The 22,007-nt window shown below is 58.2% G+C and carries 22 protein-coding genes and 1 pseudogene; 7 read left to right on the top strand and 16 right to left on the bottom strand.

The features are described 5' to 3' along the window. Nucleotides 1–101 precede the first annotated feature (101 nt). The 3 genes from GS611_RS16140 to nth all read right to left on the bottom strand — a co-directional run bounded on the left by GS611_RS16140 (nt 102) and on the right by nth (nt 2,267). On the bottom strand, nt 102–524 hold the full coding sequence (locus GS611_RS16140; protein ID WP_245223618.1) for a lipocalin-like domain-containing protein: 423 nt from the start codon (nt 522–524) through the stop codon (nt 102–104). Between the two features lie 112 nt (nt 525–636). Then, nucleotides 637–1,626: an adenosine kinase gene (locus tag GS611_RS16135; protein ID WP_171637325.1), complete on the bottom strand. Its 990-nt coding sequence runs from the start codon at nt 1,624–1,626 to the stop codon at nt 637–639. After that, entirely contained in the window at nt 1,623–2,267 is a 645-nt protein-coding gene (nth, locus tag GS611_RS16130) for an endonuclease III (protein WP_171637323.1), read from the bottom strand. The genes GS611_RS16135 and nth overlap by 4 nt, the downstream gene beginning before the upstream one ends. 116 nt (nt 2,268–2,383) lie before the next feature. Between nth and GS611_RS16125 the strand changes: the two genes are divergently transcribed. Further along, the gene (locus GS611_RS16125) at nt 2,384–3,235 is read left to right on the top strand and encodes a bifunctional helix-turn-helix domain-containing protein/methylated-DNA--[protein]-cysteine S-methyltransferase (RefSeq protein WP_171637321.1); all 852 of its coding nucleotides are present in this window, start codon (nt 2,384–2,386) and stop codon (nt 3,233–3,235) included. A gap of 174 nt (nt 3,236–3,409) precedes the next feature. Continuing rightward, on the top strand, nt 3,410–3,847 hold the full coding sequence (locus GS611_RS16120; protein ID WP_371732282.1) for a glyoxalase superfamily protein: 438 nt from the start codon (nt 3,410–3,412) through the stop codon (nt 3,845–3,847). A gap of 59 nt (nt 3,848–3,906) precedes the next feature. Here GS611_RS16120 and GS611_RS16115 read toward each other — a convergent pair whose 3' ends face one another. Beyond that, nucleotides 3,907–5,346 carry an aldehyde dehydrogenase family protein gene (locus GS611_RS16115; RefSeq protein ID WP_171637318.1) on the bottom strand — a complete coding sequence of 480 codons (1,440 nt, stop codon included), beginning with the start codon at nt 5,344–5,346 and terminating at the stop codon, nt 3,907–3,909. A gap of 213 nt (nt 5,347–5,559) precedes the next feature. Between GS611_RS16115 and GS611_RS16110 the strand changes: the two genes are divergently transcribed. Then, complete coding sequence (locus tag GS611_RS16110) at nt 5,560–6,210, top strand: peroxiredoxin (protein ID WP_171637316.1); 651 nt, start codon at nt 5,560–5,562, stop codon at nt 6,208–6,210. 227 nt (nt 6,211–6,437) lie between these two features. Here the strand turns inward: GS611_RS16110 and GS611_RS16105 are convergent, their stop codons facing one another. From GS611_RS16105 to GS611_RS16095, 3 genes are all read right to left on the bottom strand, one after another. Further along, complete coding sequence (locus tag GS611_RS16105) at nt 6,438–7,127, bottom strand: outer membrane protein (protein ID WP_171637314.1); 690 nt, start codon at nt 7,125–7,127, stop codon at nt 6,438–6,440. A gap of 139 nt (nt 7,128–7,266) precedes the next feature. Next, nucleotides 7,267–7,767 carry a helix-turn-helix transcriptional regulator gene (locus GS611_RS16100; RefSeq protein ID WP_171637312.1) on the bottom strand — a complete coding sequence of 167 codons (501 nt, stop codon included), beginning with the start codon at nt 7,765–7,767 and terminating at the stop codon, nt 7,267–7,269. 23 nt (nt 7,768–7,790) lie between these two features. After that, nucleotides 7,791–8,063, bottom strand: a complete 273-nt coding sequence (locus tag GS611_RS16095; RefSeq protein WP_171233448.1) for a PepSY domain-containing protein — start codon at nt 8,061–8,063, stop codon at nt 7,791–7,793. A 235-nt stretch (nt 8,064–8,298) separates the two neighbouring features. Here GS611_RS16095 and GS611_RS16090 point away from each other — a divergent pair, with 235 nt between their 5' ends. Further along, nucleotides 8,299–8,934: a DUF1326 domain-containing protein gene (locus GS611_RS16090; RefSeq protein ID WP_171637310.1), complete on the top strand. Its 636-nt coding sequence runs from the start codon at nt 8,299–8,301 to the stop codon at nt 8,932–8,934. Between the two features lie 214 nt (nt 8,935–9,148). Here the strand turns inward: GS611_RS16090 and GS611_RS21195 are convergent. Next, nucleotides 9,149–9,580, bottom strand: a pseudogene (locus GS611_RS21195) (Hint domain-containing protein); the annotation flags it as partial. Between the two features lie 543 nt (nt 9,581–10,123). Beyond that, on the bottom strand, nt 10,124–12,274 hold the full coding sequence (gene pnp, locus GS611_RS16080; RefSeq protein WP_171637306.1) for a polyribonucleotide nucleotidyltransferase: 2,151 nt from the start codon (nt 12,272–12,274) through the stop codon (nt 10,124–10,126). A 482-nt stretch (nt 12,275–12,756) separates the two neighbouring features. Here pnp and GS611_RS16075 point away from each other — a divergent pair, with 482 nt between their 5' ends. Further along, nucleotides 12,757–14,358, top strand: a complete 1,602-nt coding sequence (locus GS611_RS16075) for a BCCT family transporter (RefSeq protein WP_171637305.1) — start codon at nt 12,757–12,759, stop codon at nt 14,356–14,358. 116 nt (nt 14,359–14,474) lie between these two features. Here the strand turns inward: GS611_RS16075 and GS611_RS16070 are convergent, their stop codons facing one another. Further along, complete coding sequence (locus GS611_RS16070) at nt 14,475–15,596, bottom strand: Hint domain-containing protein (protein WP_253285082.1); 1,122 nt, start codon at nt 15,594–15,596, stop codon at nt 14,475–14,477. A 394-nt stretch (nt 15,597–15,990) separates the two neighbouring features. Between GS611_RS16070 and GS611_RS16065 the strand changes: the two genes are divergently transcribed. Continuing rightward, nucleotides 15,991–16,743 (top strand): class I SAM-dependent methyltransferase, encoded by a 753-nt coding sequence (locus tag GS611_RS16065; protein WP_171637304.1) that lies wholly within the window; start codon nt 15,991–15,993, stop codon nt 16,741–16,743. A 182-nt stretch (nt 16,744–16,925) separates the two neighbouring features. Here the strand turns inward: GS611_RS16065 and rpsO are convergent, their stop codons facing one another. The 6 genes from rpsO to rbfA all read right to left on the bottom strand — a co-directional run bounded on the left by rpsO (nt 16,926) and on the right by rbfA (nt 21,067). After that, on the bottom strand, nt 16,926–17,195 hold the full coding sequence (gene rpsO, locus GS611_RS16060; protein ID WP_152459381.1) for a 30S ribosomal protein S15: 270 nt from the start codon (nt 17,193–17,195) through the stop codon (nt 16,926–16,928). A 143-nt stretch (nt 17,196–17,338) separates the two neighbouring features. After that, nucleotides 17,339–18,352 (bottom strand): calcium-binding protein, encoded by a 1,014-nt coding sequence (locus GS611_RS16055; RefSeq protein WP_171637303.1) that lies wholly within the window; start codon nt 18,350–18,352, stop codon nt 17,339–17,341. A 94-nt stretch (nt 18,353–18,446) separates the two neighbouring features. After that, entirely contained in the window at nt 18,447–18,950 is a 504-nt protein-coding gene (locus tag GS611_RS16050; RefSeq protein ID WP_171637302.1) for a DUF1643 domain-containing protein, read from the bottom strand. Nucleotides 18,951–18,971: 21 nt separating this feature from the next. Continuing rightward, nucleotides 18,972–19,877 (bottom strand): tRNA pseudouridine(55) synthase TruB, encoded by a 906-nt coding sequence (gene truB, locus GS611_RS16045; protein ID WP_171637301.1) that lies wholly within the window; start codon nt 19,875–19,877, stop codon nt 18,972–18,974. A 60-nt stretch (nt 19,878–19,937) separates the two neighbouring features. Continuing rightward, on the bottom strand, nt 19,938–20,675 hold the full coding sequence (locus tag GS611_RS16040; protein ID WP_171637300.1) for a phosphodiester glycosidase family protein: 738 nt from the start codon (nt 20,673–20,675) through the stop codon (nt 19,938–19,940). After that, nucleotides 20,672–21,067 carry a 30S ribosome-binding factor RbfA gene (rbfA, locus tag GS611_RS16035; RefSeq protein ID WP_152459376.1) on the bottom strand — a complete coding sequence of 132 codons (396 nt, stop codon included), beginning with the start codon at nt 21,065–21,067 and terminating at the stop codon, nt 20,672–20,674. Before rbfA ends, GS611_RS16040 begins: the two co-directional genes overlap by 4 nt. A 91-nt stretch (nt 21,068–21,158) precedes the next feature. On the opposite strand from rbfA, the gene dapB reads away from it, so the two are divergent. Beyond that, the gene (dapB, locus tag GS611_RS16030; protein ID WP_171363421.1) at nt 21,159–21,968 is read left to right on the top strand and encodes a 4-hydroxy-tetrahydrodipicolinate reductase; all 810 of its coding nucleotides are present in this window, start codon (nt 21,159–21,161) and stop codon (nt 21,966–21,968) included. Nucleotides 21,969–22,007 lie beyond the last annotated feature (39 nt).

The following is a 22,007-nucleotide window of genomic DNA, read 5'->3' as shown; positions in this document are numbered from 1 at the left end:
CAGATTGATCCGCTAGGCGGACAAATCTGCCGTTCGTATTGGTCGGCATGTATACCAAAACCAATACCAGCCGGTGTTTGGCGGTTCTGTCGTTAAAGCGCCTATACCTTCGTAAATTCCATCCGATAGACGACTTCTTCGCCCGTCATGGGATCGATTCCGGGAGCACCACTAATCACCAATCTATCACCTTCGAGTACAAATGGACGCGAAAGGTCGCCGTGCCAATTTGGATTCCAAGACCCATCAACATGATGAACGACGCGGTCTTCTTCCAGTGAATAAGACGCGACGTAGGCAAGCATGTCGTCGAAAAGCTGCGCTTTTTCGCTTTCGGTCCAACCATTTCGGCCTGAGTTCGGGCGATCGCGCCTGAAAACAGTGGCCATCATCCGACCGTCTGCGTGGTATGCAATATAGCCGATTGGGTCGGGCCCCAGTGCATCGGTAATTTCTCCCGTTGCCACCGACTGCCGCGTCCACGCATGCATTTTCCATGACCCAATCAAAGCGCTTCTATCCAAAATAGGCCCCCCGATATCCATCTGTGTTTAGACAGTTTCGAACTATCTAGCTGAACTACCGTTGGTGTTAAGAAGGAAGTTCCCGGGGCAGCCAACCTTGGTAGGTTTGGGCTCAAAGCAGCCCTTCCTCCTGCAGCAATTCCAGCATATCCGCCTCGGGTCTCGGGCCGATATGGCTGATGACCTCGCGGGCGCAGACATTGCCAATACGGGCGCAGGTCTCGAAATCGCGGCCGGTTGCCATGCCAAACAGGAACCCGGCGGCAAACTGGTCGCCCGCACCTGTTGCATCAACGGGGACGACCTTCTCGACCGGTACGTCAATGCGAGCGTCGCCGTTCATAACCGTCACCCCGTCGCCCGACCGGGTGCAGACCACCAGCGGGCAGATCGCCGACGTGCGCCGCAGCGCCTCTTCCAGGTCGTCGGTTTCGAACAGGGATTTGATCTCGGCCTCGTTGCCGATCACGAAATCCAGCTCGTTTTCAATCAGCAGCAGGAAATCCACCCGGTGCCGTTCCACACAGAACGGGTCGGAAATGGCGATCCCGGCCTTGCCGCCACCCTTGTGACAGGCACGTGCGGCCTCAAGGAATGCCGCCTTGCCCTTCTCTTTGTCGAACAGATACCCCTCAAGGAACATGATCTGGCTGTTTCCTGCGACCTCATCCGGAACGTCCTGAGACGACAGTTCCGAGGAAATGCCCAGATAAGTGTTCATCGACCGCTCGCCATCAGGCGACACAAAGATCATCGAGCGTGACGTCGGCAATTCGCCACCCGGAACAGGCGGGTTCACGAAGTCGACGCCATCTTCATTCATCGCATCTGCATAGAACCGGCCCAGAGCGTCATCGTGTACCCGGCCGATGAATGCTGCATCCAACCCAAGCGCGCCTGCGCCCGCAATGGTATTGGCCACCGAGCCGCCCGGCGTTTGAACTCGGCTTTCCATCGAGGCGTACAGCACCTCGCCGCGTTCCTGTTCGATCAACTGCATGATGCCTTTTTCGATGCCCATCAGCTCCAGAAAGCTGTCATCGGCCTGGGAAATCACGTCCACAACGGCATTTCCGATGCCGGTCAGTTGATAAGTCTTCATAGGGTTTTGTCCTCGAATTGGCAGAGATCACGGATGATGCAGGTCGGGCATTGCGGCTTGCGCGCCTTGCAGTGGTACCGGCCATGCAGGATCAGCCAGTGATGCGCATGAAGTTGAAAGTCAGCGGGAATATTGTCTTCGATGGCGCGTTCGACCGTGTCCACATCCTTGCCGGGGCAAATACCGGTGCGGTTGCCGACGCGAAAGATATGGGTGTCCACCGCCTGCGCCGGTTGCCGCCACCACATGTTCAAAACCACGTTGGCCGTCTTGCGGCCCACACCCGGAAGGGATTGCAGGGCAGCCCGGGAATTGGGAACCTCGCCGCCATATTCGTCAACCAGGATACGGCTGAGCTTGATGACGTTCTTGGCCTTCTGGCGGAACAAGCCAATGGTCTTGATGTGCTCGATCAGGCCGTCCTCGCCCAGATCCAGCATCTTTTGCGGCGTGTCGGCGATCTTGAACAGGTCGCGCGTCGCTTTGTTGACACCCGCATCCGTGGCCTGCGCCGAAAGGGCCACGGCGACGACCAGAGTATAGACGTTCACATGCTCCAGCTCGCCCTTGGGTTCCGGGTCGGCCTTTTGAAAGCGCGTGAAAATCTCGCGGATCGTATGATAGTCGAGTTGCTTTGCCATCCGGGCCTTAATGCCGTCCACCGCGCCCTGACACAAGCACAAAGCCAATGCGCAAGTTCCGGGTCGCGACAGCGTGGCCAGCGCGCTATGGTTTTGTCAGAAGATGAGGTGGAACCATGAACGTCCAGACCCCAGAAAGCGGTTATCATTACAACGTCATGCGCCGGGCAATCGAGTTGATCGATCAGGGTGGTGAAGGCCTGAGCCTTGATGAACTGGCACGCCAGATGGATATGAGCCCGGCCCATTTCCAGCGTTTGTTCTCGCGTTGGACCGGAGTGTCACCGAAACGGTATCAACAATACCTGACGCTGGGCCATGCGAAGGCATTGTTGCGTGAACGGTTTACGACATTGGAAACGGCCCACAATGTGGGCCTGTCCGGCAGCGGACGTCTGCATGACCTGTTCCTGACGTGGGAATCCATGAGCCCCGGCGAATATGCCCGCAAAGGCGAAGGTCTGACGATCTATTGGGGGTGGTTCGAATGCCCCTTTGGCCCTGCGCTGGTCATGGGGACCGACAAGGGCATCTGCGGCATTGCCTTCGGCGCCGAGACCGGCGAAGAGGCCGCGATGGAAGACATGATCTCGCGCTGGCCCAAGGCGACGTTTGTCGAAGATCCGATGCGTCTGCGTCCTTGGGCGCTGAGTGCTTTTGGCGCTGCCAGCGACCGGTTGGAGCCGACACCGCTTTTCCTGATCGGATCACCTTTGCAAATCAAGGTGTGGGAAGCGCTGATGCATATCCCGTCCGGGCAGGTCACGACCTATTCCGAGATCGCCCAGCGAGTCGGCTCGCCGCAAGCCGTTCGCGCCGTGGGAACGGCAGTTGGCCGCAACCCGGTCAGTTGGTTGATCCCCTGCCATCGGGCATTGCGCAAATCAGGTGGTCTGGGGGGCTATCACTGGGGCTTGCCTGTCAAGCGTGCCATGCTGGCCTATGAGGCGGCGCAGGCAGACGCCTGATTGACAGACGGCCCGGCCGCTGCCAAAAGGCACCTCAGGTTCGGGTCCCCTGCCGTTCGCGGCCATTGGCTTTGGTGAAACCCGGTTTGAAAAGCATCTGTTGCCCTTTCCCGGCGCGCGGATGGAAATGCGAGCCCCGTCCTGACTTCGCGCCCGTTCAAGGACACGAGGCACATGATGATACGATCCCAAACCGTTGCTCCGGTTGAAGAGCTGAAAGCGCAGGCGAAACGCCTGCGGGAAGACTTGAAAACGAAGGGCGTTTCGCTGTCGCACAGTGCGGCATTGGAACTGCTGGCCCATCAGCATGGCGTTCGAGACTGGAACACCTTGCACGCAATGGCCGGAAACCGGATGCATCTGCGCGTGGGTGATCGGGTCGAAGGGCGCTATCTGGGTCAGGCGTTCACGGCCGAAATTCGCGGTCTGACCATGCTTGGCGATGGCGCGCGTCGCCGAGTGACCCTGCATTTCGATACGCCGGTCGATGTGGTGCGCTTTGACAGCTTTTCTGCATTTCGACAGCGCGTCACCGGCGAGATTGGGTGGGACGGTCAATCCCAGCGCCGCACGTCCGATGGCGTACCCCAGCTTGTGGTGCGGCCCCTATAGGGGGTTGCGGGCGGGGCCAACCGCGTTGCCCCGCCCGATCTGTCTGCTTTGCAGGTAAGTTACTCTGCCGCCCAACCGCCGACAGCTTTGATCTCGAGGAAGTCCTCAAGCCCAAAGACGCCGCCTTCACGCCCGTTGCCGGATTGCTTCATGCCGCCGAACGGTGAGCCCGCGCTGCGCGATTGTCCGTTCATTTCGACCATGCCCGACCGCAGCGCCCGCGCCATGCGATTGGCACGCGCGCCGTCCTGCGTCTGAACATAGTTGGTCAGGCCATAGGGTGTATCATTGGCGATTTCGACAGCCTCTTCTTCGGTGTCGAAGGGGATCATGGTCAGAACCGGGCCAAAGATTTCTTCGCGGGCGATGGTCATCTGGTTGTTTGCATCTGCAAAGACCGTGGGGCGGACATAGTAGCCCTTGTTCAGCCCCTCTGGCCGTCCGGTGCCGCCTGCGACCAGCCGCGCCCCTTCATCGATGCCCTTCTGGATCAGGTCCTGAATCTTGATCCACTGAACTTCATTCACCACCGGTCCGATATGGCGGCCTTCCTCTGAGGCAGGGCCAACCTTGACCATGTTTGCGACCTCGGCCGCGGTTTCCACAGCCTTGTCATAGATCGGGCGCTGCACCAGCATCCGACTGGGGGCGTTGCAGCTTTGGCCGGTGTTTTGCATCATGTGCAGCACCCCACGCTTGACCGCTTTTTCGTCCGCGTCCTCAAAGATGACGTTGGCCCCTTTGCCTCCTAGCTCAAGATGTACTTTCTTGAGGGTATCAGCCGCATTTTTGGAAATCGCGGTGCCTGCGCGGGTCGAGCCGGTGAAGCTGACCATGTCTACATCCGGATGGCCCGAAAGTTGCGAACCAACGCCCGCACCGTCGCCGTTGACCAGATTGAACACACCGGGCGGGAAGCCTGCCTCGCCCATCATCTCGGCAAAGATCATGGCGTTCAGCGGGCTTTGTTCCGACGGTTTCAGCACCATGGTGCAGCCCGCAATCGCAGCAGCCCCAACCTTGAGCGTGATCTGGTTCATCGGCCAGTTCCACGGCGTGATCAAAGCGGCAACGCCTACCGCCTCGTAAATGATGCGATCATTCGGCGCATGATCCCCCAGCGGGCGTTCAAATTCAAACGACCTGGCGGCGCGGATGAAGTTCTTCAGGTGATAGATGCCGGCACCCGCCTGCGCCGAGCGCGCCAGATCGATCGGGGCGCCCATTTCCAGTGACATCGCCTGCGCCAGATCCTCTGCCCGGGCTGCATAGAGTTCGACCAGTTTTTCCACCAGCGCGATGCGGGTTTCCACTGGCGTGGCCATCCAGCCCGGCAGGGCGGCCTTGGCCGCGGCAACGGCCGCATTCGTGTCGGCTTCGGCGCCAAGCGAGATCACGGCGCAGGGGTCTTCGGTTGACGGGTTGATGACCTCGAAGTCATTGGGCTGCGATGGGGCCACCCACTGACCATTAATATAGAAATCCCGCTTTTCGATCATCCTGAGCCCTCCTGAAGGTCTGCCTGAAATCGGCTGTTCGGGGCCACTCTGTCACCCATGCACAGGCTGAGCAATAGTGAATTTGATCAAATTATTTTCTGGCAATGCCCACGAAATCCGTATCCTCAAGCGCGATGGACGGTTTAACCTGCACACAAAGTGATTAGGTTCCAAACAACCGATTCAGGTTTTTCACAGAGAAGGAGATGCCCCATGGGTTTGCGTATCAACGACACCGTTCCGAATTTCACGGCAGAAACGGATCAGGGCACCATTCAGTTTCACGACTGGATTGGCGATAGCTGGGCCATTCTGTTCTCGCACCCAAAGGATTTCACACCTGTATGCACCACCGAGTTTTCGGCCGTTGCGCAGTTGAATGACGAATGGGCCGCGCGCAACACCAAGGTGATCGGCGTATCGGTCGATGGTGTCGAAGACCACAAAAAGTGGAAGAAGGACATTGAGGAATACGGCAAGGCCGAACCCGGCTTTCCGATCATCGCCGACGACGGTCTGGCTGTGTCCAAGGCTTTCGACATGCTGCCCGCCGAAGCATATCTGCCCGACGGCCGTACACCGGCTGACAGTGCCACGGTGCGTTCCGTCTTTATCATCGGACCGGACAAGCAGCTGAAGCTGTCGATGACCTACCCGATGACCGTGGGCCGGAACTTTGCCGAAATTCTGCGCGCGCTTGACGGTTTGCAGATGTCGGCCAAGGGCGTTGCGACACCTGCCAACTGGGTGCCGGGTGAAGACGTGATCATCCCGCCAACCGTGTCGAACGAAGACGCCAAGGCCAAGTTTGGCGAGTTCGAAACGATCTTCCCCTATCTGCGCAAGACCAAAGCGCCGTCGTAAGCCGGTTGCCGGGTCAGGGGGGCTGTCTGCCCCCCATCGTGCCCGCAGGCACGATTCCCCCCGAGGATATTTTTAGCCAGATGAAGCAGGCGGTTGTTGCAGGTCGAGCGACCACCGAGATGTCCTGCGCGTACTGCATTTTTCGGGGTTTTCCGGGTGCCCCCGCGCCTGAGGCGCGAGGGCAAAGAGGTGCAGGAAACCGGAGAGAAACCTGACACCCGAAGCAATCAGAAATTATGGCGAAGTCCGAAATTGATGCTGAAAGTATCCAGATCGTCCTCTACGTTGCCGGTCAAAGCTCCGTTGGGGGCCAGGCGCTGCGACGAAACATCAAAGGCGCGGGCGTAACGGGCGTCAATCGTGAACGCTGTCGACGGGTTGATGTCATATGCCACACCGGCGATCAGCTGGGCGGCCAAGGTGGTGTCGGTGTCGTCCAGCGCCACACCCGGCCCGTAAGAAAAATCCAGATTCGAATAGGTGGCACCCAGCCCAAACCCGGCAAACGGTGTCAGCGCGCCGGCCTGTTTGAAATCGAACAGCAGATTGGCAAATAACGAGGTCTGCGTGACGTCGCCCGAGATATTGCCCTCGGGCCCCGGACCATTGCCGGTAAAGTTTACACCATCCACGTCACTGTCGCGATATGACAGTTCCAGCTCGATCCGCGTTCCGATGATATCGTTGGACCATTGCGGGATTTCCTTGCCTACCGCGAGGCCCAGTCCGAAACCTGCGTCGAATTCGGTATCGACCGATTGCGTCGCGCCACCGATCGTCCCGGTGAAATCGCTGTCCTGTAGCTGGCTGTAGCCGATGAAGCCGTGAATATAGGTGCCGTCGCCCAGGCTCTGCGCGGCAAGCGCCGTTGCGCTGATCGCCAGAGCCGAAGAGGCGAGAATGAGGCGCGTGAACATAACCATCTCCAGTGTTCCAAAGTCCGCATGCCATGGATGTGGACGAGGCTGGCCCAAAAAGAAAGGCGCCGGGCCTTCACTTCGTTTCACAGGTTTTTAGGAATGTGTGAGTGAATAGGCACGAGGCTCTGCCACTGTTTCAGGGCACATCCCTGACCAACGGTTCTGACAGGAGTTCGTCGACAAAGAAACTGAGCAACTGCACCCTGCTGGAAACGCCCGCCTTTCGATAGACCGCAGCGCTTTGGGCCTTGATCGTCCCTTCTTTCGTCTGTCGCATTCCGGCGATTTCCGCGATGGAAAGCCCCTTGATCGTCAGCATGGCAACGTCACGCTCAGCCTCACTAAGCTGCCACGCGCTGAACTGGGTTTCGATGACCTGGGCAAAAGCCCCTTGCGCCACTTGCAGTTGCCGCTGCATGTCGCGCACCCGTCTGGACTGGGAACGGATCAGGGCGATCGTGGCGCTCAGGCCGCCGACAAGCGCCAGCGACAAAAACAGCTCGAACGAATGAAGGTGACGAAATCCCGCGCCGTCGCCGCCTGTCCAATCCAGCAGCGCATCCGTCATGAAAAAGGCGGCGCAGAGGGCCTGCACCACCAGAAGAAGCCAGAGCAAAGACGTTTGAGTAACTTTCATGCGGCCCCATGGACGTTGCGGGTTCAGTCGTCGTCCTCTTCGAGCTCGATGGCTGTCACCACCCCGTCCGTGTCAGACAGAACCAGTTCAGTTTCCACGCCATCCTTGGTGAGTTCAACCTCGATCTTCCCACCTTCGAATTCGATCTCTTCGATCTGGTACCCCTGGGCTTCAAGCGCCGCGCGGATATCGGCTTCGCTTGTGCCCAATTTGTCGCCCAGTCCGACATTGGCCAAAGCAAGAACTGGTGCGGTTGCGATCAATCCCGTCAGTGTCAGCAGTTTCAAGGTTTCCATATCGCATCTCCTTTTTGCGTTGTGGCGATGCAGTGGAACTGGGGATGGCAGAGGCGCCCTGCGATTGGTTTTTGGTTGAAACAGGGTGAATAGAACCAAGGTTTAGGCCATTCGCAGCCGTTTGCGCGCGTCAGGTTCAGATTGCAATCAAGTTGTGCTAGTTTGTTTTGCGGAAACATACGGGCATGGGACCAACGATGTCGGGCTTTCTGACTGTCCTGAACAGGAGAAAACCATGGCTTTTACAGATTGGTACGTCGAGGGAGAAAGCTTCGGAAACTGCAACTGCGGCTATGCCTGCCCCTGCCAGTTCGAGGAATTGCCGACGCATGGCGATTGCCGCGGCTTCGAGGTGCTTGAAATATCCACCGGATATTTTGGCGAAACGGATCTGAGTGGAACCAAGGCTGCGTTGATCTATGCATGGCCCGGGCCAATATTCGAGGGTGGCGGTGAAATGCAGGTGATCGTCGACCCCGCGGCCTCACCGGCGCAGCGCGATGCGCTGGAAAAAGTCTTTCACGGCGAAGAAACCGAAGAGATGGCAACCCATTGGTACGTGTTCCGAGCCATGTGTGAGACGGTGCACGACACGCTGTACCTGCCGATCGAGCTTAAGATGGATATCGAAGGACGAACGGCCAGCGTTGCCGTTGGCGACGTTCTAAAGTCGACCGGGCGCCCGATTCAGGCCCCGCATGGTGGCGGCGAACACCGTGTACGCATCGATATTCCCGGCGGGATCGAATTCACCATTGCCGAGATCGGCAGCGCCTCGACCCGAGCTTATGCGGCGATCAAACTGGATCTGAAAGACAGCTACGGCCAGTGGCACCTGTTGAAACATGGCCCCGGTGGCGTCGCGCACTGACCTGCGGTCAGGCGGCTTTCGCGGATTCATCGGGGCGGATCTTCCAGCCCGGAACCGCCAGATCCGCCGACAGCACCCGGACTTCGAAGGGTTTGAGGACCGGCAATGCGGTCGAACCGTAACAGCCTTCACCATTGGCCAGTTCCGGGAACAGTTCGAACAGCTCGCTTCGTGTGGCGGGTGCCATTGCCCTAAGACTTGTGTCACCGGGGTAAAAGGACTCGGACCAGAGTCCTTCGACATTCACCAACTCATGCTGATCAAAGAGGATATGAATGTACTCCACCCCATGTGCGGGCGTTTCCTGAACGATGGTATGCCCATTGATCAGCCCCTTTGCGGGGGCCAGCATCGCCGGCTCGCAATGCATAAGCTCCATCATGGTCGAGGTCACGGCAATCCGGTGCTGTGGGGAAATGACGAGATCGCGGCTTGGGCTGTTCGGCCCGAAACAGCCCGCCTTGATCCGTACAGGGGACAGGTGCGTGTTTCGCCGCAACTCAGCCGCGGACAACCGACGCTTGCCGATCCAGCGGACCGGGCGTGCATGGCCGCCGGCGGTGATGACCGGGTCGCCGGGCTCCAGCGCCTCGACCCTGCGCAGCCCAGTCGGTGTCTGGATCAGAGATCCTGTGGTGAAACACACGAAAGAAGGCAAAGTGTCATACGCGGATGACGGCGCGGTGCCGGCAAAACTGGTATCTGAAATCGTGTCATTCAGTTCGGCCTGACCCGAAGTGACTATGATGTAACGCGGGTTTGAAAACTGGATCAGGATGAACGTGACCGGCGCGCCATCGACCGTTCCTGTGTAGTTTTCGAAAGTACTGAAATTCTGGGTCGAGCCGGAAAAGCCGGGAAGAGACCCGAGGTCAAGTTGCGAGCTGCCATCCGGGTCGGGATCTTGCAGCAGGGCGTCATTATCCGTGACTTCGACCGAATACGCAGCAGTAATATCAACACTGCGGTTGCTGAACGGGTCTGCGCTGATTTCGTAAACAGTAATCGATGCCACGGTCGAACAGCTTCCTTGAAAACGGCAATATCCCCCTTAAGGTTGAGCTAATACACGCAATAAGTGTTAATAATTGATTTACCAAAGTTGCGGCGCAGTTAACCGTCCTGTGCCGCGCAAACAAAAAGGCCCCGGATGAAACCGGGGCCTTCCGCTGTCTGTCAGAGGGGCAGATTACTCTGCGTTTTCCTCTTTCTTTTCTTTCTTTTCCGGAACGATCTCTTCGCCGGTTTCCTGATCGACGACTTTCATCGACAGGCGCACCTTGCCGCGATCGTCAAAGCCCAGCAGTTTGACTTTCACTTCCTGACCTTCCTTCAGAACATCCGACGGATGATTCAGGCGGCGGTTTTCGATCTGGGACACGTGGACCAGACCGTCGCGCTTGCCAAAGAAGTTCACGAAGGCGCCGAAATCGACGATCTTGACCACCTTGCCGGTGTAAACCTGACCTTCTTCCGGCTCGGCCACGATCGAGTAGATCATGTCATAGGCTTTCTTGATCGATTCACCATCGGGCGAGGCGATCTTGATGACGCCGTCGTCGTTGATGTCGACCTTGGCACCCGAAACCTCGACGATCTCGCGGATGACCTTGCCGCCTGAACCGATCACTTCACGGATCTTGTCGGTCGGAATGTTCATGGTCTCGATGCGCGGCGCGTGGACCGAGAACTCGTTGGTCTCGGACAGGGCCTTGCCCATCTCGCCCAGAATGTGCATCCGGCCTTCCTTGGCCTGTGCCAGGGCGGTTTCCATGATCTGAGGCGTGATGCCCGCGACCTTGATGTCCATCTGAAGCGAGGTGATGCCGTTTGCAGTACCCGCAACCTTGAAGTCCATGTCGCCCAGGTGGTCTTCGTCACCCAGGATGTCGGTCAGAACAGCGTATTCGCCGTCATCTTCCAGGATCAGACCCATGGCCACACCGGCAACCGGTGCTTTCAGCGGAACACCCGCATCCATCATCGACAGCGAACCGCCGCAGACAGAAGCCATCGAGGACGAGCCGTTGGATTCAGTGATCTCCGACACTACGCGCACGGTGTACGGGAAGTCGGTCGGCGCAGGCAGAACCGCCTGAAGTGCGCGCCATGCCAGCTTGCCGTGGCCGATTTCGCGACGACCGGGCGAACCCACGCGGCCCACTTCACCAACCGAATACGGAGGGAAGTTGTAGTGCAGCAGGAAGTTCGATTTGAAGTTGCCGTGCAGCGCATCGATGAACTGCTCATCGTCGCCGGTGCCCAGCGTGGTCACGGCCAGCGCCTGAGTTTCACCGCGGGTGAACAGGGCAGAACCGTGAGTCCGGGGCAGAATCGAGGTTTCTGCAACGATCGAGCGGACATCGGTGGTCGAACGACCGTCGATCCGCTTGCCGCCCCTGACGACGTCGCCGCGCAGAATGCCGGCTTCCAGCTTTTTCATCGCGGAACCGAGGTTGCCGTCTTCCAGCTGCTCTTCGGTCAGCGCCTCTTTGATCGCTTCGCGGGCAGCGGCAACAGCGGCGGTGCGCTCTTGCTTGTCGGTGATCGCGAAGGCGGCGCGCATCTGCTCTTCACCGGCGGCTTTGACAGCGGCGTAAAGCTCGGAGTAATCCGGCGCCTGGAAGTCAAACGGCTCTTTCGCGGCTTCTTCCGCCAGCGAGATGATCAGGTCAATGACCGGTTGGATCTGCTCATGCGCAAAGTTCACCGCACCCAGCATTTCCGCTTCGGACAGTTCGTACGCTTCCGATTCCACCATCATCACGGCGTCTTTGGTGCCGGCAACAACCAGGTCCAGACGCTGTTCGGGGTTCAGGCGCAGGTCCTGCATGTCGTCCACGGTCGGGTTCAGGACATATTCGCCGTCGGTGTATCCCACGCGGCAGCCCGCGATCGGGCCCATGAACGGTGCGCCCGAGATGGTCAGAGCAGCCGAAGCAGCAATCATCGCAACGATGTCGGGATCGTTGACCAGATCGTGGCTCAGCACGGTACACATCACCAGGACTTCGTTTTTGAAGCCGTCAACGAACAACGGACGGATCGGACGGTCGATCAGACGCGCGGTCAGCGTCTCTTTTTCGGTCGGGCGCGCTTCGCGCTTGAAGAAGCCACCCGGAACCTTGCCGGCGGCATAGTATTTCTCTTGGTAATGCACGGTCAGCGGGAAAAAGTCCTGACCGGGCTTCTGTTCCTTGGCGAAGGTCACGTTGGCCATGACGCTGGTTTCGCCCAGGGTGGCAATCACGCTGCCGTCAGCCTGACGGGCAACCTTGCCGGTTTCCAGTGTAAGCGTTTCCTCGCCCCACTGCATCGATTTCTTCGTTACATCAAACATATGCGTATCCTAGATGGGAGCACTCCCGCCCCTGCGGGTCTCCCGTTTTGCGTGGCGGCCCCATTGCCGCCGACCCCAATTTATCTTCCATTCGAGTGCCGAGGTCAGGGCACAACGTCTCAGATACCGCGCGCATACATGAGAATGCGTTGGAAGGAAAGAGAAACTGCATCGGATGGCCGTTTCATGCCGGGACTGGCTTGTGCTGCCACCGGGTGCAAAAGATTCAAGCCCGAACAACGATCAACTTATCAAGTCGCGGTTCGTTTTTCACGAGCGGGATTACGGGAACACAGATCAATCTGTAGCGCTAACATATCTGCAGTCGAATGCATTTTGTAAAAATATGAAGGCAGTATAAGCTCTTACCATTAAGCCTGCGGTCGAAATGACGGAAACGCGCCAAGGGGGTTAACTAACTCATTCCCGTCCGCCGACCGAATACCTTGGCGTTTGCAGACAGCGAACAGAAGGGCAATCGAATGGCACAAACAAAGAAGATGCTGGATCCGGACCCCCGGATTTACGACTTCGAAACGGAATATGAACTGGGGCAGGATAACGTCCGGCCGTTTGGCTTGGACATTCACAACCCGGTCTTTCTGATCTCGAGTATCATGATCTTTGCGTTCGTTCTGATCGCATTGGCCAACCAAGAGGCCGCAGCTACGTTTTTCGGCTGGCTCCGACCTTGGCTAACCAGCACGTTCGATTGGTTTCTGGTCCTTTCGGTAGATGCAATCACCCTGTTTTGTCTGGTACTGATCATCCTGCCCGTCGGTAGTGTGCGGATCGGCGGCAAGGACGCCACGCCTGATTATTCCTACGCCGGATGGATCGCGATGATGTTCGCCGCCGGTATTGGTATCGGCCTGTTGTTTTTCGGGGTGATGGAGCCGGTCTACTACAACTTTGCCGAAGACGGGAATGCGCGCCCACTGGGAATCGATATCGCTGTCCCTGGCAATGAGTATATCGGCATCGTCGGTACCATTCACCATTGGGGGCTGGAAGGCTGGGCGGTTTACGCCGCGGTCGGCCTGAGCCTGGCGATCTTCAGCTACAATCTGAACCTGCCCCTGACTTTGCGTTCGGCCTTCTATCCAATTCTGGGTGAAAGGGTCTGGGGCTGGTGGGGCCATATCATCGACACGTTGGCGGTTTTTGCCACGTTGTTCGGATTGACCACATCGCTCGGTCTGGGTGCTCAGCAGGTTGCCGCTGGCCTTTACGAGGTCTTCGGCATCGAACCCAGCCCCACCGTCGTGGTTCTGCTGATCATTGGCATTACGTTGATCGCGCTGGGCTCGGTTTTGCTGGGCATGGATGCGGGCGTCAAACGGCTGAGTGAGATCAATATGATCATGGCCGTGGGGCTGTTCCTTTTCGTCATCGCTGTAACGGGCATTGGCACCGCCATCGCACGGTATTTCAACGTGATGACTGATTACGTGCTGCACCTGCCCGCGCTGTCGAACCCGTTCGGACGGGAAGACACCAGCTATTTCCACGGTTGGACGACCTTCTACTGGGCGTGGTGGATCGCATGGTCACCGTTTGTTGGGATGTTCATTGCCCGCATTTCAAAGGGCCGTACAGTGCGCGAGTTCGTAATCTGTGCGCTGCTTGCGCCAACTGCCGTCTGTGCCCTGTGGATGTCGACCTTCGGCGGCGCTGCCATCGACATGTTGAACGCAGGCGGAGCGGAAGGCGTCCGCGCGACCGTGATCGACAGCTACGCCCCCGAGGGAGCCTTGTTCGGTTTCCTGAAGGAGCTGCCGCTGTACAGCATCGTAGCCCCGATCGCCTTAGTCCTGATCGTGATCTTCTTCGTCACCTCGTCTGATTCCGGATCTTTGGTGATCGACACGATCACTGCAGGCGGCAAGATGGACGCACCCGTGGTTCAGCGCGTGTTCTGGTGCACTTTGGAAGGCCTGGTTGCCATCGCATTGCTGTTGGGAGGCGGTCTTTCCGCATTGCAGGGCGCGGCGGTTTCAACCGGCATCCCCTTTACGCTGGTGGTTCTGATAATGTGCTACTGCCTGTGGCTGGCGTTGAAATCTGAGCGGGCAAAGATGTAGATTATACACCGAATCCCCAAAAAACGCCTGCCGCATGGTGGGCGTTTTTTCGGGTCGATTTAAGAAATCCTGGACCTTCGTTACTCGTAACTCCAAGTAAAGATGGGCACGGGCGTTTACCTGTGAACATTTTCCAAGAGGGGTTTGCGATTTGCCTGATGCCGTTGAACCAGTTTTCGCATTAGCTTGCCCCGTTGCGGAATAAAACGCGCAGAAGTTGCTTGAAACTGCGGAGCGCAGCACTCTGGAAACAAGTCCATGATTTCTTGTCGCGCGTCAGCCGAGACTGATTTGAGTGCTTCGGGGCCGGTAAACAGGCTTTCTGTCGGTGTCCCATTGGACCAGATGATTTCATGGGTATCGAACAGCAAGTGGAAATACTCAATACCGTCAGTTGTGTCTTGCACAATGCCCACGCCGTCCAGTGGCAACAACTTGTTTGCGGGGATCAGCACATCCTTGCAATCGAACATCCGCAGTGCAACTGCCGACGACACAAGAACGCGATGCTGCGGTGAGACGACAAGGTCCTGTTTGGGGAATCCGTCGCCTAAAGCTCCGGTGCGGATCAAAATGGGTCTTAGCCTTTGCTGCGCATGAAGCTCGGCAGCGCTGAGGCGTCGCGTACCGATCCATCGAATAGGTTTGTAGCCATTGTCAAAGGTCAACACCTGATCTGAAATCTCCAGGTCTTCGACCGCCACTGATCCGTGGCGTGTTTCAATCATTGTCCCAGATGCAAAGCACAGAACGTCCACAAACTCACCGCTTGCGTTGGTCGGGCCGGTTAAAATCTGGTCAATTTCAATAGTATTGGTACCGCTGTCGTTCCAGGCCGCTGCAATCGCATCGATATTGACTGTCATTCCGTTGAACAGCTCTAGAGGTTCAAGCGGACCATTGTTTGTCTTCACACCGTAGAGTTCGACCGTCCCATCCGGATTGATCATCAGGCGGACCACGGGATCACCGTTTGTATTCCCCAACTGCCAAACAGCTGGCGTGTTGACTTCATATCTCTGACCGTCGGCAAACCGAACTGTTTGCCCCGAGGTTCCAGAAATCTGGAACTGAAGTTCATTGGGCGAAGATCCGGGTCCGCCCACAAACAGGTCAACACCGTTGATTTGAGCACTGAAGCTGTTGTCGAGCGTATCGAAATCGATAACGACACCGCCACCGGGAGAAGTATCTGTATATGTGGTACTGTTACCGTCTGATATGCTGAAGCTGGTCATCTAATTTTCTGAATTTTGTATAAGCCTGAGTTAGCACAAAGCTCATTTGCGTTTAACAATCAAGCTGGGCATTGGGTGGTGTCGGTTTTGTGTTCCGGTTCATACTAGAAAGTCCAGCCTCCCTGCAGGGCGCTGTGGTGTGGAATTGATACCGGTAAAGCCGCTGGTTCTGATGATGTGCCAAGGCTTGTGGCTGGCGCAGCGAGTGTTTCCAGATGCCAATAACCATGGCTGCAAGATACTGTTGAGGCAGGGACGATTCCATCCTTGCCCAAACAGGGAACTTGCCCGCCTTGTCGAGTGTTCTTCGGCGCTGCTATTGCGTTGACATTGAACTGTCGGAACAGGATTTGTACTGCAAAACGATCTGCTGTCGACCACCCCGGAGGAATGAGTGTCAATTGTTGATGTCCTGGCTGCGCGCCTGATTGAAGATGTCAAATCCAATGACCTGTCAGGTAGCTTTCTGATGCTTGGGCGGCAGGATTGGATCGGTGCGCGCCGGTCTGCGTCCGCCGCATTGTTCAGGGAAACCTTGCAGAAATACCTGCCCGGAGTGGCCGAAGCTGACCTTTGCAACCCGGATGATGGATATTCGGAAACATTCTTTCGGAAACTTGGGTTCTCGGAAGTGGATTCGCTGGATTTTTCGGATTTCGAAGGTGCGAGCATCGTTCAGGATCTCGCGGGGGATTTGCCTGAAAACCTGGTTGGTCGGTTTGACGTTATCTATGACGGTGGAACATGCGAGCACGTGTTCGACTTGCCGACCGCATACCGGAACATCGACAAGATGCTGAAGCCCGGGGGTGTGTTTATCGCACATTCGCCATCGAACAACTGGATCAATCACGGCTTCTATCAGATTTGCCCAGAGATCGTGTACGGCTTTTGGGTCAACGCCATGAACTATGAGGCTCTGAAATGTGTGTGGCAGCCGTTAAGGCCATATGCCGCCCGTGACGTGGTGAAGATGACGAATCCCAACAAGACAAAGAAACGTCCGCGACCGCTGGGAACTTTTGGTCCGGGATTGCCTGTCCTTCTGGATTATGTGGTTCGAAAACCAGTTGCCGGCACCAAGACAAGTGCAAGTGTGTCGCAAAGCGACTATGCCACGCGCTGGGAAAACACGCAGAAAGCTTAGAACCAAGTGCCGCAACGGACAATCCCTGACGGCCGCGGCATTCCCTGATCGCCACCGAATGCTCTGCTGTTCTGGCAAGTTAAGGGGGATGTATCGCTTGCGGCGGATCCAACGGAAAACGCCCGCCGGTTGGCGGGCGTTGAACCGGAAAACCCGGTTTCAGGTCATCTGCAAAAAAGCGCTTAGCGGCGGATGCCCAGCTTTTTGATCAGGTCCTGGTAACGTGCTTCTTCTTTGCCTTTCAGGTAGTCCAGCAGCTTGCGGCGCTGGGCAACCATCTTCAGCAGACCGCGACGACCGTGGTTGTCTTTCTTGTGGGTCTTGAAGTGCTCGGTCAAAGTGGTGATGCGCGAGGTCAGGATGGCAACCTGTACTTCAGGCGAACCGGTGTCGCCCTCTTTGGTTGCGAATTCTTTCATGACGCGTGCTTTTTCTTCAGCAGTGATCGACATCGGGGTCTCCTTCAAAGGTTAGAGTTGATGGCGCAGGCCGGGATGTCGTCCAGCACAGGCCCATGGAGAAAACCGCACCGATTCCGATGCGGATGGGCGCGTATAAGAGTATTTTCACCAAATGGCAAAGGGAATTTGCGGGCTCAGACCATCTGCCCGTACTGGGCCAGTTGCGCTTCGGTGATCAATTGAATGTCGGCCACCGTCATGCCTTGAGCCCCGTATACCTGCGCCACTTCCTGACCGTTGATCATCACCCGGGTCAGATTGGCGTTTTCAGCGTCAGGTTCCACCTCAATCTCCGGGTCGGCCTCATCCTCCCAGGTGACAAGCAGCTTGTCCTCACCGGGTTGGAATCCCATGACGGTCACGTCTTCGTCACCCGGGCTCAGCACGATGTCATCGGCGCCTTGACCACCGTTAACCACATCCCCGCCGCCTGCCACAATGGTGTCGTCACCGGCGCCGCCATTCAGGAAGTCCTTTTCGGCTGCGCCCTCTTCGATGCCAAAGACAAAGTCATCGCCGTCGCCGCCAAAGACCGTATCTTCACCTGCGCCACCGTTCAGGGCATCGTCTCCGAACCCGCCCTGCAACGCGTCATCATCCGCCCCGCCCGTCAGAGTATCGTCGCCCTGACCGCCATAAAGTTCGTCTTCGCCTTCGCCGCCATCCAGGGTGTCGTCCCCGAAATGGCCGAACAGGGCATCGTCCCCCTCATTGCCGAACAGAATGTCGTCATCCGCCTCTCCGTGCAGAACATCATCACCCTGACCGCCCGAAATCGTGTCCGTACCTTCGCCCCCGTGCAGAACGTCATCGCCCTTGCCGCCGTCGATGGTATCATCGCCGCCAAACCCGTTGATCTGGTCAACACCGTCCTGACCGGTGATCTGGTCAGGGCCATCGCTGCCGGCAATCACCAGGTCTCCTTCGAATTCAGAGATTAGGGTGCCAGTGGACTGGGTTTCGATGTCGGGATTCACCGGGTCTTCGACGTTTTCGCCAATCTCAAGAAACTCTCCGGTGTAGGGTTCCGTTTCCGGGGCCTCGTTGGGCCCGTCCTCTGAAACGTCCTCGTCTTCGATCAGCATGTCGCTCATCGCGTATGCGGCACCGCCGATGGCGGCGAGTCCGATCAATCCGGCCAGAAACATGACACCTCTCCGATCGCAGAATGCTCCGAGGGTGAACATCCCATGCAATCGGCAATCGGGTCAAAGTCAAGTTATTGAAATGGTTAATACTTTATCACCATTGCTCGGGCTGTTGGCTGTAGGCGATATAAAGCGGGTGCTTGGGGTGACCGTCTTTGGTCAAGCCCAGATGGAACAGCGGCTGGCCGGTCCGGCGCAGCAGGGTTTCCACCGCCGGGCCCCGGTCCAGATGCGCACCATGGGTGCCCCAGGCGGCGATGACCTGATCAGCCCACCGAACACCTTCCAGAATGGCGGTGTCATTTTCCGGGCCTACCGGATCGGCAGCAGCGCGCATCTTGCGCGGATCGGTGTCGCGCCAGGCAAAGATGTTGGTCACCTGAAACGCGCCGAACCCCAGCGCTCGGGCACGACGTTCGCAGCGTTCAACCGTCGGGTCGTTCTGCACTTCGGTCGCGGTAGACGGGTTCAACATGACAAACAGCGCCTTGCGCCCTGCCGGGTCCCACACGCGGGTCAGGCTATAGCGGTATTTCTCGCAGTCGGAGTAAATGGCGGTCGAGGGCGCATCGCCCTTGGTGTGCGTTCGGGTGATCATGCCTTTCGCCTAACACGTGGTTCAGGCGGCGAACACCCGGCTGGGATGCAATTCGCCCGATTTGTAAACACCCACGGCCACGGCCTTGCCATCCAGCGAGGCCCATGCCTCGTCGCCGTATTCAACATTCGAGGCCAACACAATGCCTGGGTTGCCATTGCGCAGGCGGGTTGCGCCTTCGGGGGTGCATTTAAGCTCTGGCAGGTCGGACAGGCCGGCTTCCAGCGGGTGCAGATAGTCGTCCAGCGCCGTGGTCTTTGCCATTTCGTCGATCTGTTCGATGCTCAACCCGTCTTCGGCCTCGAACGGTCCGGACCAGATCCGGCGCAGTTCCCGGACGTGGCCGTGGCATCCCAGCGCTTCACCCAGATCGCGGGCGATCGAGCGGACATAACCGCCCTTGCCGCAGGTCATCTCCAACACCACGTGATCTGCGTCGGGGCGGTCGACAAGGATCAGTTCCTCGACCCAAAGAGGCCGGGCTGTCAGTTCCACGTCTTCGCCGTCGCGGGCCAGTTTATAGGCGCGCTGGCCGTCGATTTTCACGGCGGAAAACTTGGGCGGAACCTGCATGATGTCGCCCAGAAACGGGGTCAATGCTTGTTTGATGTCTTCATCCGACGGGCGGGCATTGCTTTCGGCAATCACTTCGCCCTCGGCATCGTCAGTGTTGGTGGCCTGGCCCAGACGGACAGTGAAGGTGTAGGCTTTCAGAGCGTCCGTGATGTAGGGAACGGTTTTGGTCGCCTCACCCAGAGCCACGGCCAGAACGCCGGTCGCTTCGGGGTCAAGCGTACCCGCATGGCCCGCCTTTTTGGCATCCATCGCCCAGCGCACCTTGTTGACCACAGCGGTCGACGTCATGCCCGCGGGCTTGTCCACCACCAGCCAGCCGGAAATGTCGCGACCCTTGCGTTTGCGTCCCATATAGCACCTTCAATCTTGCTGAGGCGCGCGACCTAGCGGATCGCCATCGTCCTGTCAATTTCAAGGTGCGTCTTCGACCACACCCACGATCGGCCCCAGCGAAAACCCGACATCGGACCGATTGTTCGCGCGGTCATACATGCGAGAGATATTGCCATCGAAGAACAGCGCATTCGGAGTTTCCAGCACGTCGCGGAACAGACGGCCGAATTCGTGGAATGTGACGTAATCTTCGGAAATCGCGAACACCGCGCGGGTACCATCGGCGCTGGTGCCCACCCCGTTGCGCAGATAGAGCGAAGTCGAATCGGGCAGGAACCGGGGGTGCAGGTCACCATCGATCACCAGCATCGGGCCGGATTGGCTGGCGAACCGGCAGTCGGGGGCCCGGTCGATGAAATCCAGCGTCTCGAACACGTCAGCGCGGCCCTCGCGGATGCAGAACACGCCGTTGGGCAGCAGGCCGAAATTGCCGGGGCCGGGGTTGGAGATCACCCGCATGACCTCTTTGCCGTTCTCGACATAATGGCCCACGGGCGAACGGTCATCGTGGTACATGCCCGCGTTCATGGCAAAGGCCAGACGCTTGCCGCCGGGGGCCAGCGCCTCGTTCACCGACGAGAAATGCCCCAGCAGATCTCCGTTTTCGTCGTTGAGAAACAGGCGCAGGTCTTCGTTTTCCGCGTCGACCTCGCAGACGGTATAGCGCTTCTCATCATGGGTCAGCTTTTCGCAAGTGACCGCAGAGGCTTGTGCGGCCCAGACAACCGCGCCCAATGTGACGAATGCCCGGATCACTCGTCCAGATCGCGGCGCACCGCGTCCTGTTCGAACATGCGGCGGGTGTCGTCCAGACGGTCAAACGTGTCATCCAGGCGGAACCGAAGATCGGGCGAGAATTTCAGGCCGACCTTTTTGCCGACCATGCGCCGCAGTTCACTTTTGTTGCGGGCGAGCAGATCGATCACGTCCTCCTGCCCTTTGCCGCCCAAGGGCAGCACATAGGCGGTGGCGATTTTCAGATCGGGCGAGGTGCGCACCTCACCCACTGTGATCGACATGCGGTTCAGGTCGGGGTCGTGGACATCTCCGCGCGCCAGAACCTCGGACAGGGTGCGGCGGATCAGTTCGCCGACGCGCAGCTGTCGTTGGGACGGGCCGGGGCCATCGTGGAATTTGTTCTTTGCCATAATCCCCGATCTAAGCGCAAACCGGGGCTTTGCCAAGCGGGCGCGAACGGGGTAGGAGGCTTTGAGCAGTTTGCAGCAAGGGAATACCGTCATGACCCATATTCCGGGTATCGTCATCACAGGGGCTTCGGGCCGTATGGGGCAGATGCTGATCAAGACCGTAACCGACAGTGATCAGGCGCGTCTGGTCGGCGTGGTCGAGCGCACGGGGCATGACTGGGTCGGTCAGGATGTGGGCGAAGCCATGGGTGGCCAGGCGCTGGGCGTCAAAGTTACCGATGACCCGCTGGAAGCTTTTGCGCAGGCACAGGCGGTGATCGACTTTACCGCGCCCGAGGCGACGCTGGACTTTGCCGCTTTGGCCGCGCAGGCGCGTTGCGTGCATGTGATCGGCACGACCGGCATGACGGATGAGCAGATCGCCGCGCTGGAACCGGCCTCGCGCCACGCGGTGATCGTGCGGGCAGGGAACATGAGCCTTGGCGTCAACCTGCTGGTGCAACTGACCAAGAAAGTCGCGGCTGCACTGGATGAGGATTTTGATATCGAAATCATCGAAGGGCATCACCATCACAAGGTGGACGCACCATCCGGCACCGCGCTGATGCTGGGCGAGGCCGCCGCCGAGGGGCGTGGCGTCAAACTGTCGGATGTGGCCGACCGGGGGCGGGATGGCATCACCGGTGCGCGCAAGCGTGGTGACATTGGCTTCCACGCCATTCGCGGCGGAGACATCGTTGGTGAACATGACGTCCTGTTCGCCGCGCCCGGCGAGCGCATCGTTCTGCGCCATCTGGCCAGCGACCGCGCGATTTTTGCCCGCGGCGCGCTGAAGGCGGCGCTGTGGGGGCAGGGGAAGGCACCCGGCCAATATGACATGGTGGATGTGCTGGGTCTGTGAGCCATAGACGAAGCGGTCGCCGACGCTAAGCTTTGATTC

The sequence above is a fragment of the Ruegeria sp. HKCCD6119 genome (genome assembly GCF_013110585.1).
In the GTDB taxonomy this organism is placed as follows: domain Bacteria; phylum Pseudomonadota; class Alphaproteobacteria; order Rhodobacterales; family Rhodobacteraceae; genus Ruegeria.
Note: the sequence above shows the minus strand (reverse complement) of the source record. Positions and strands in the feature narration are given on the sequence as shown.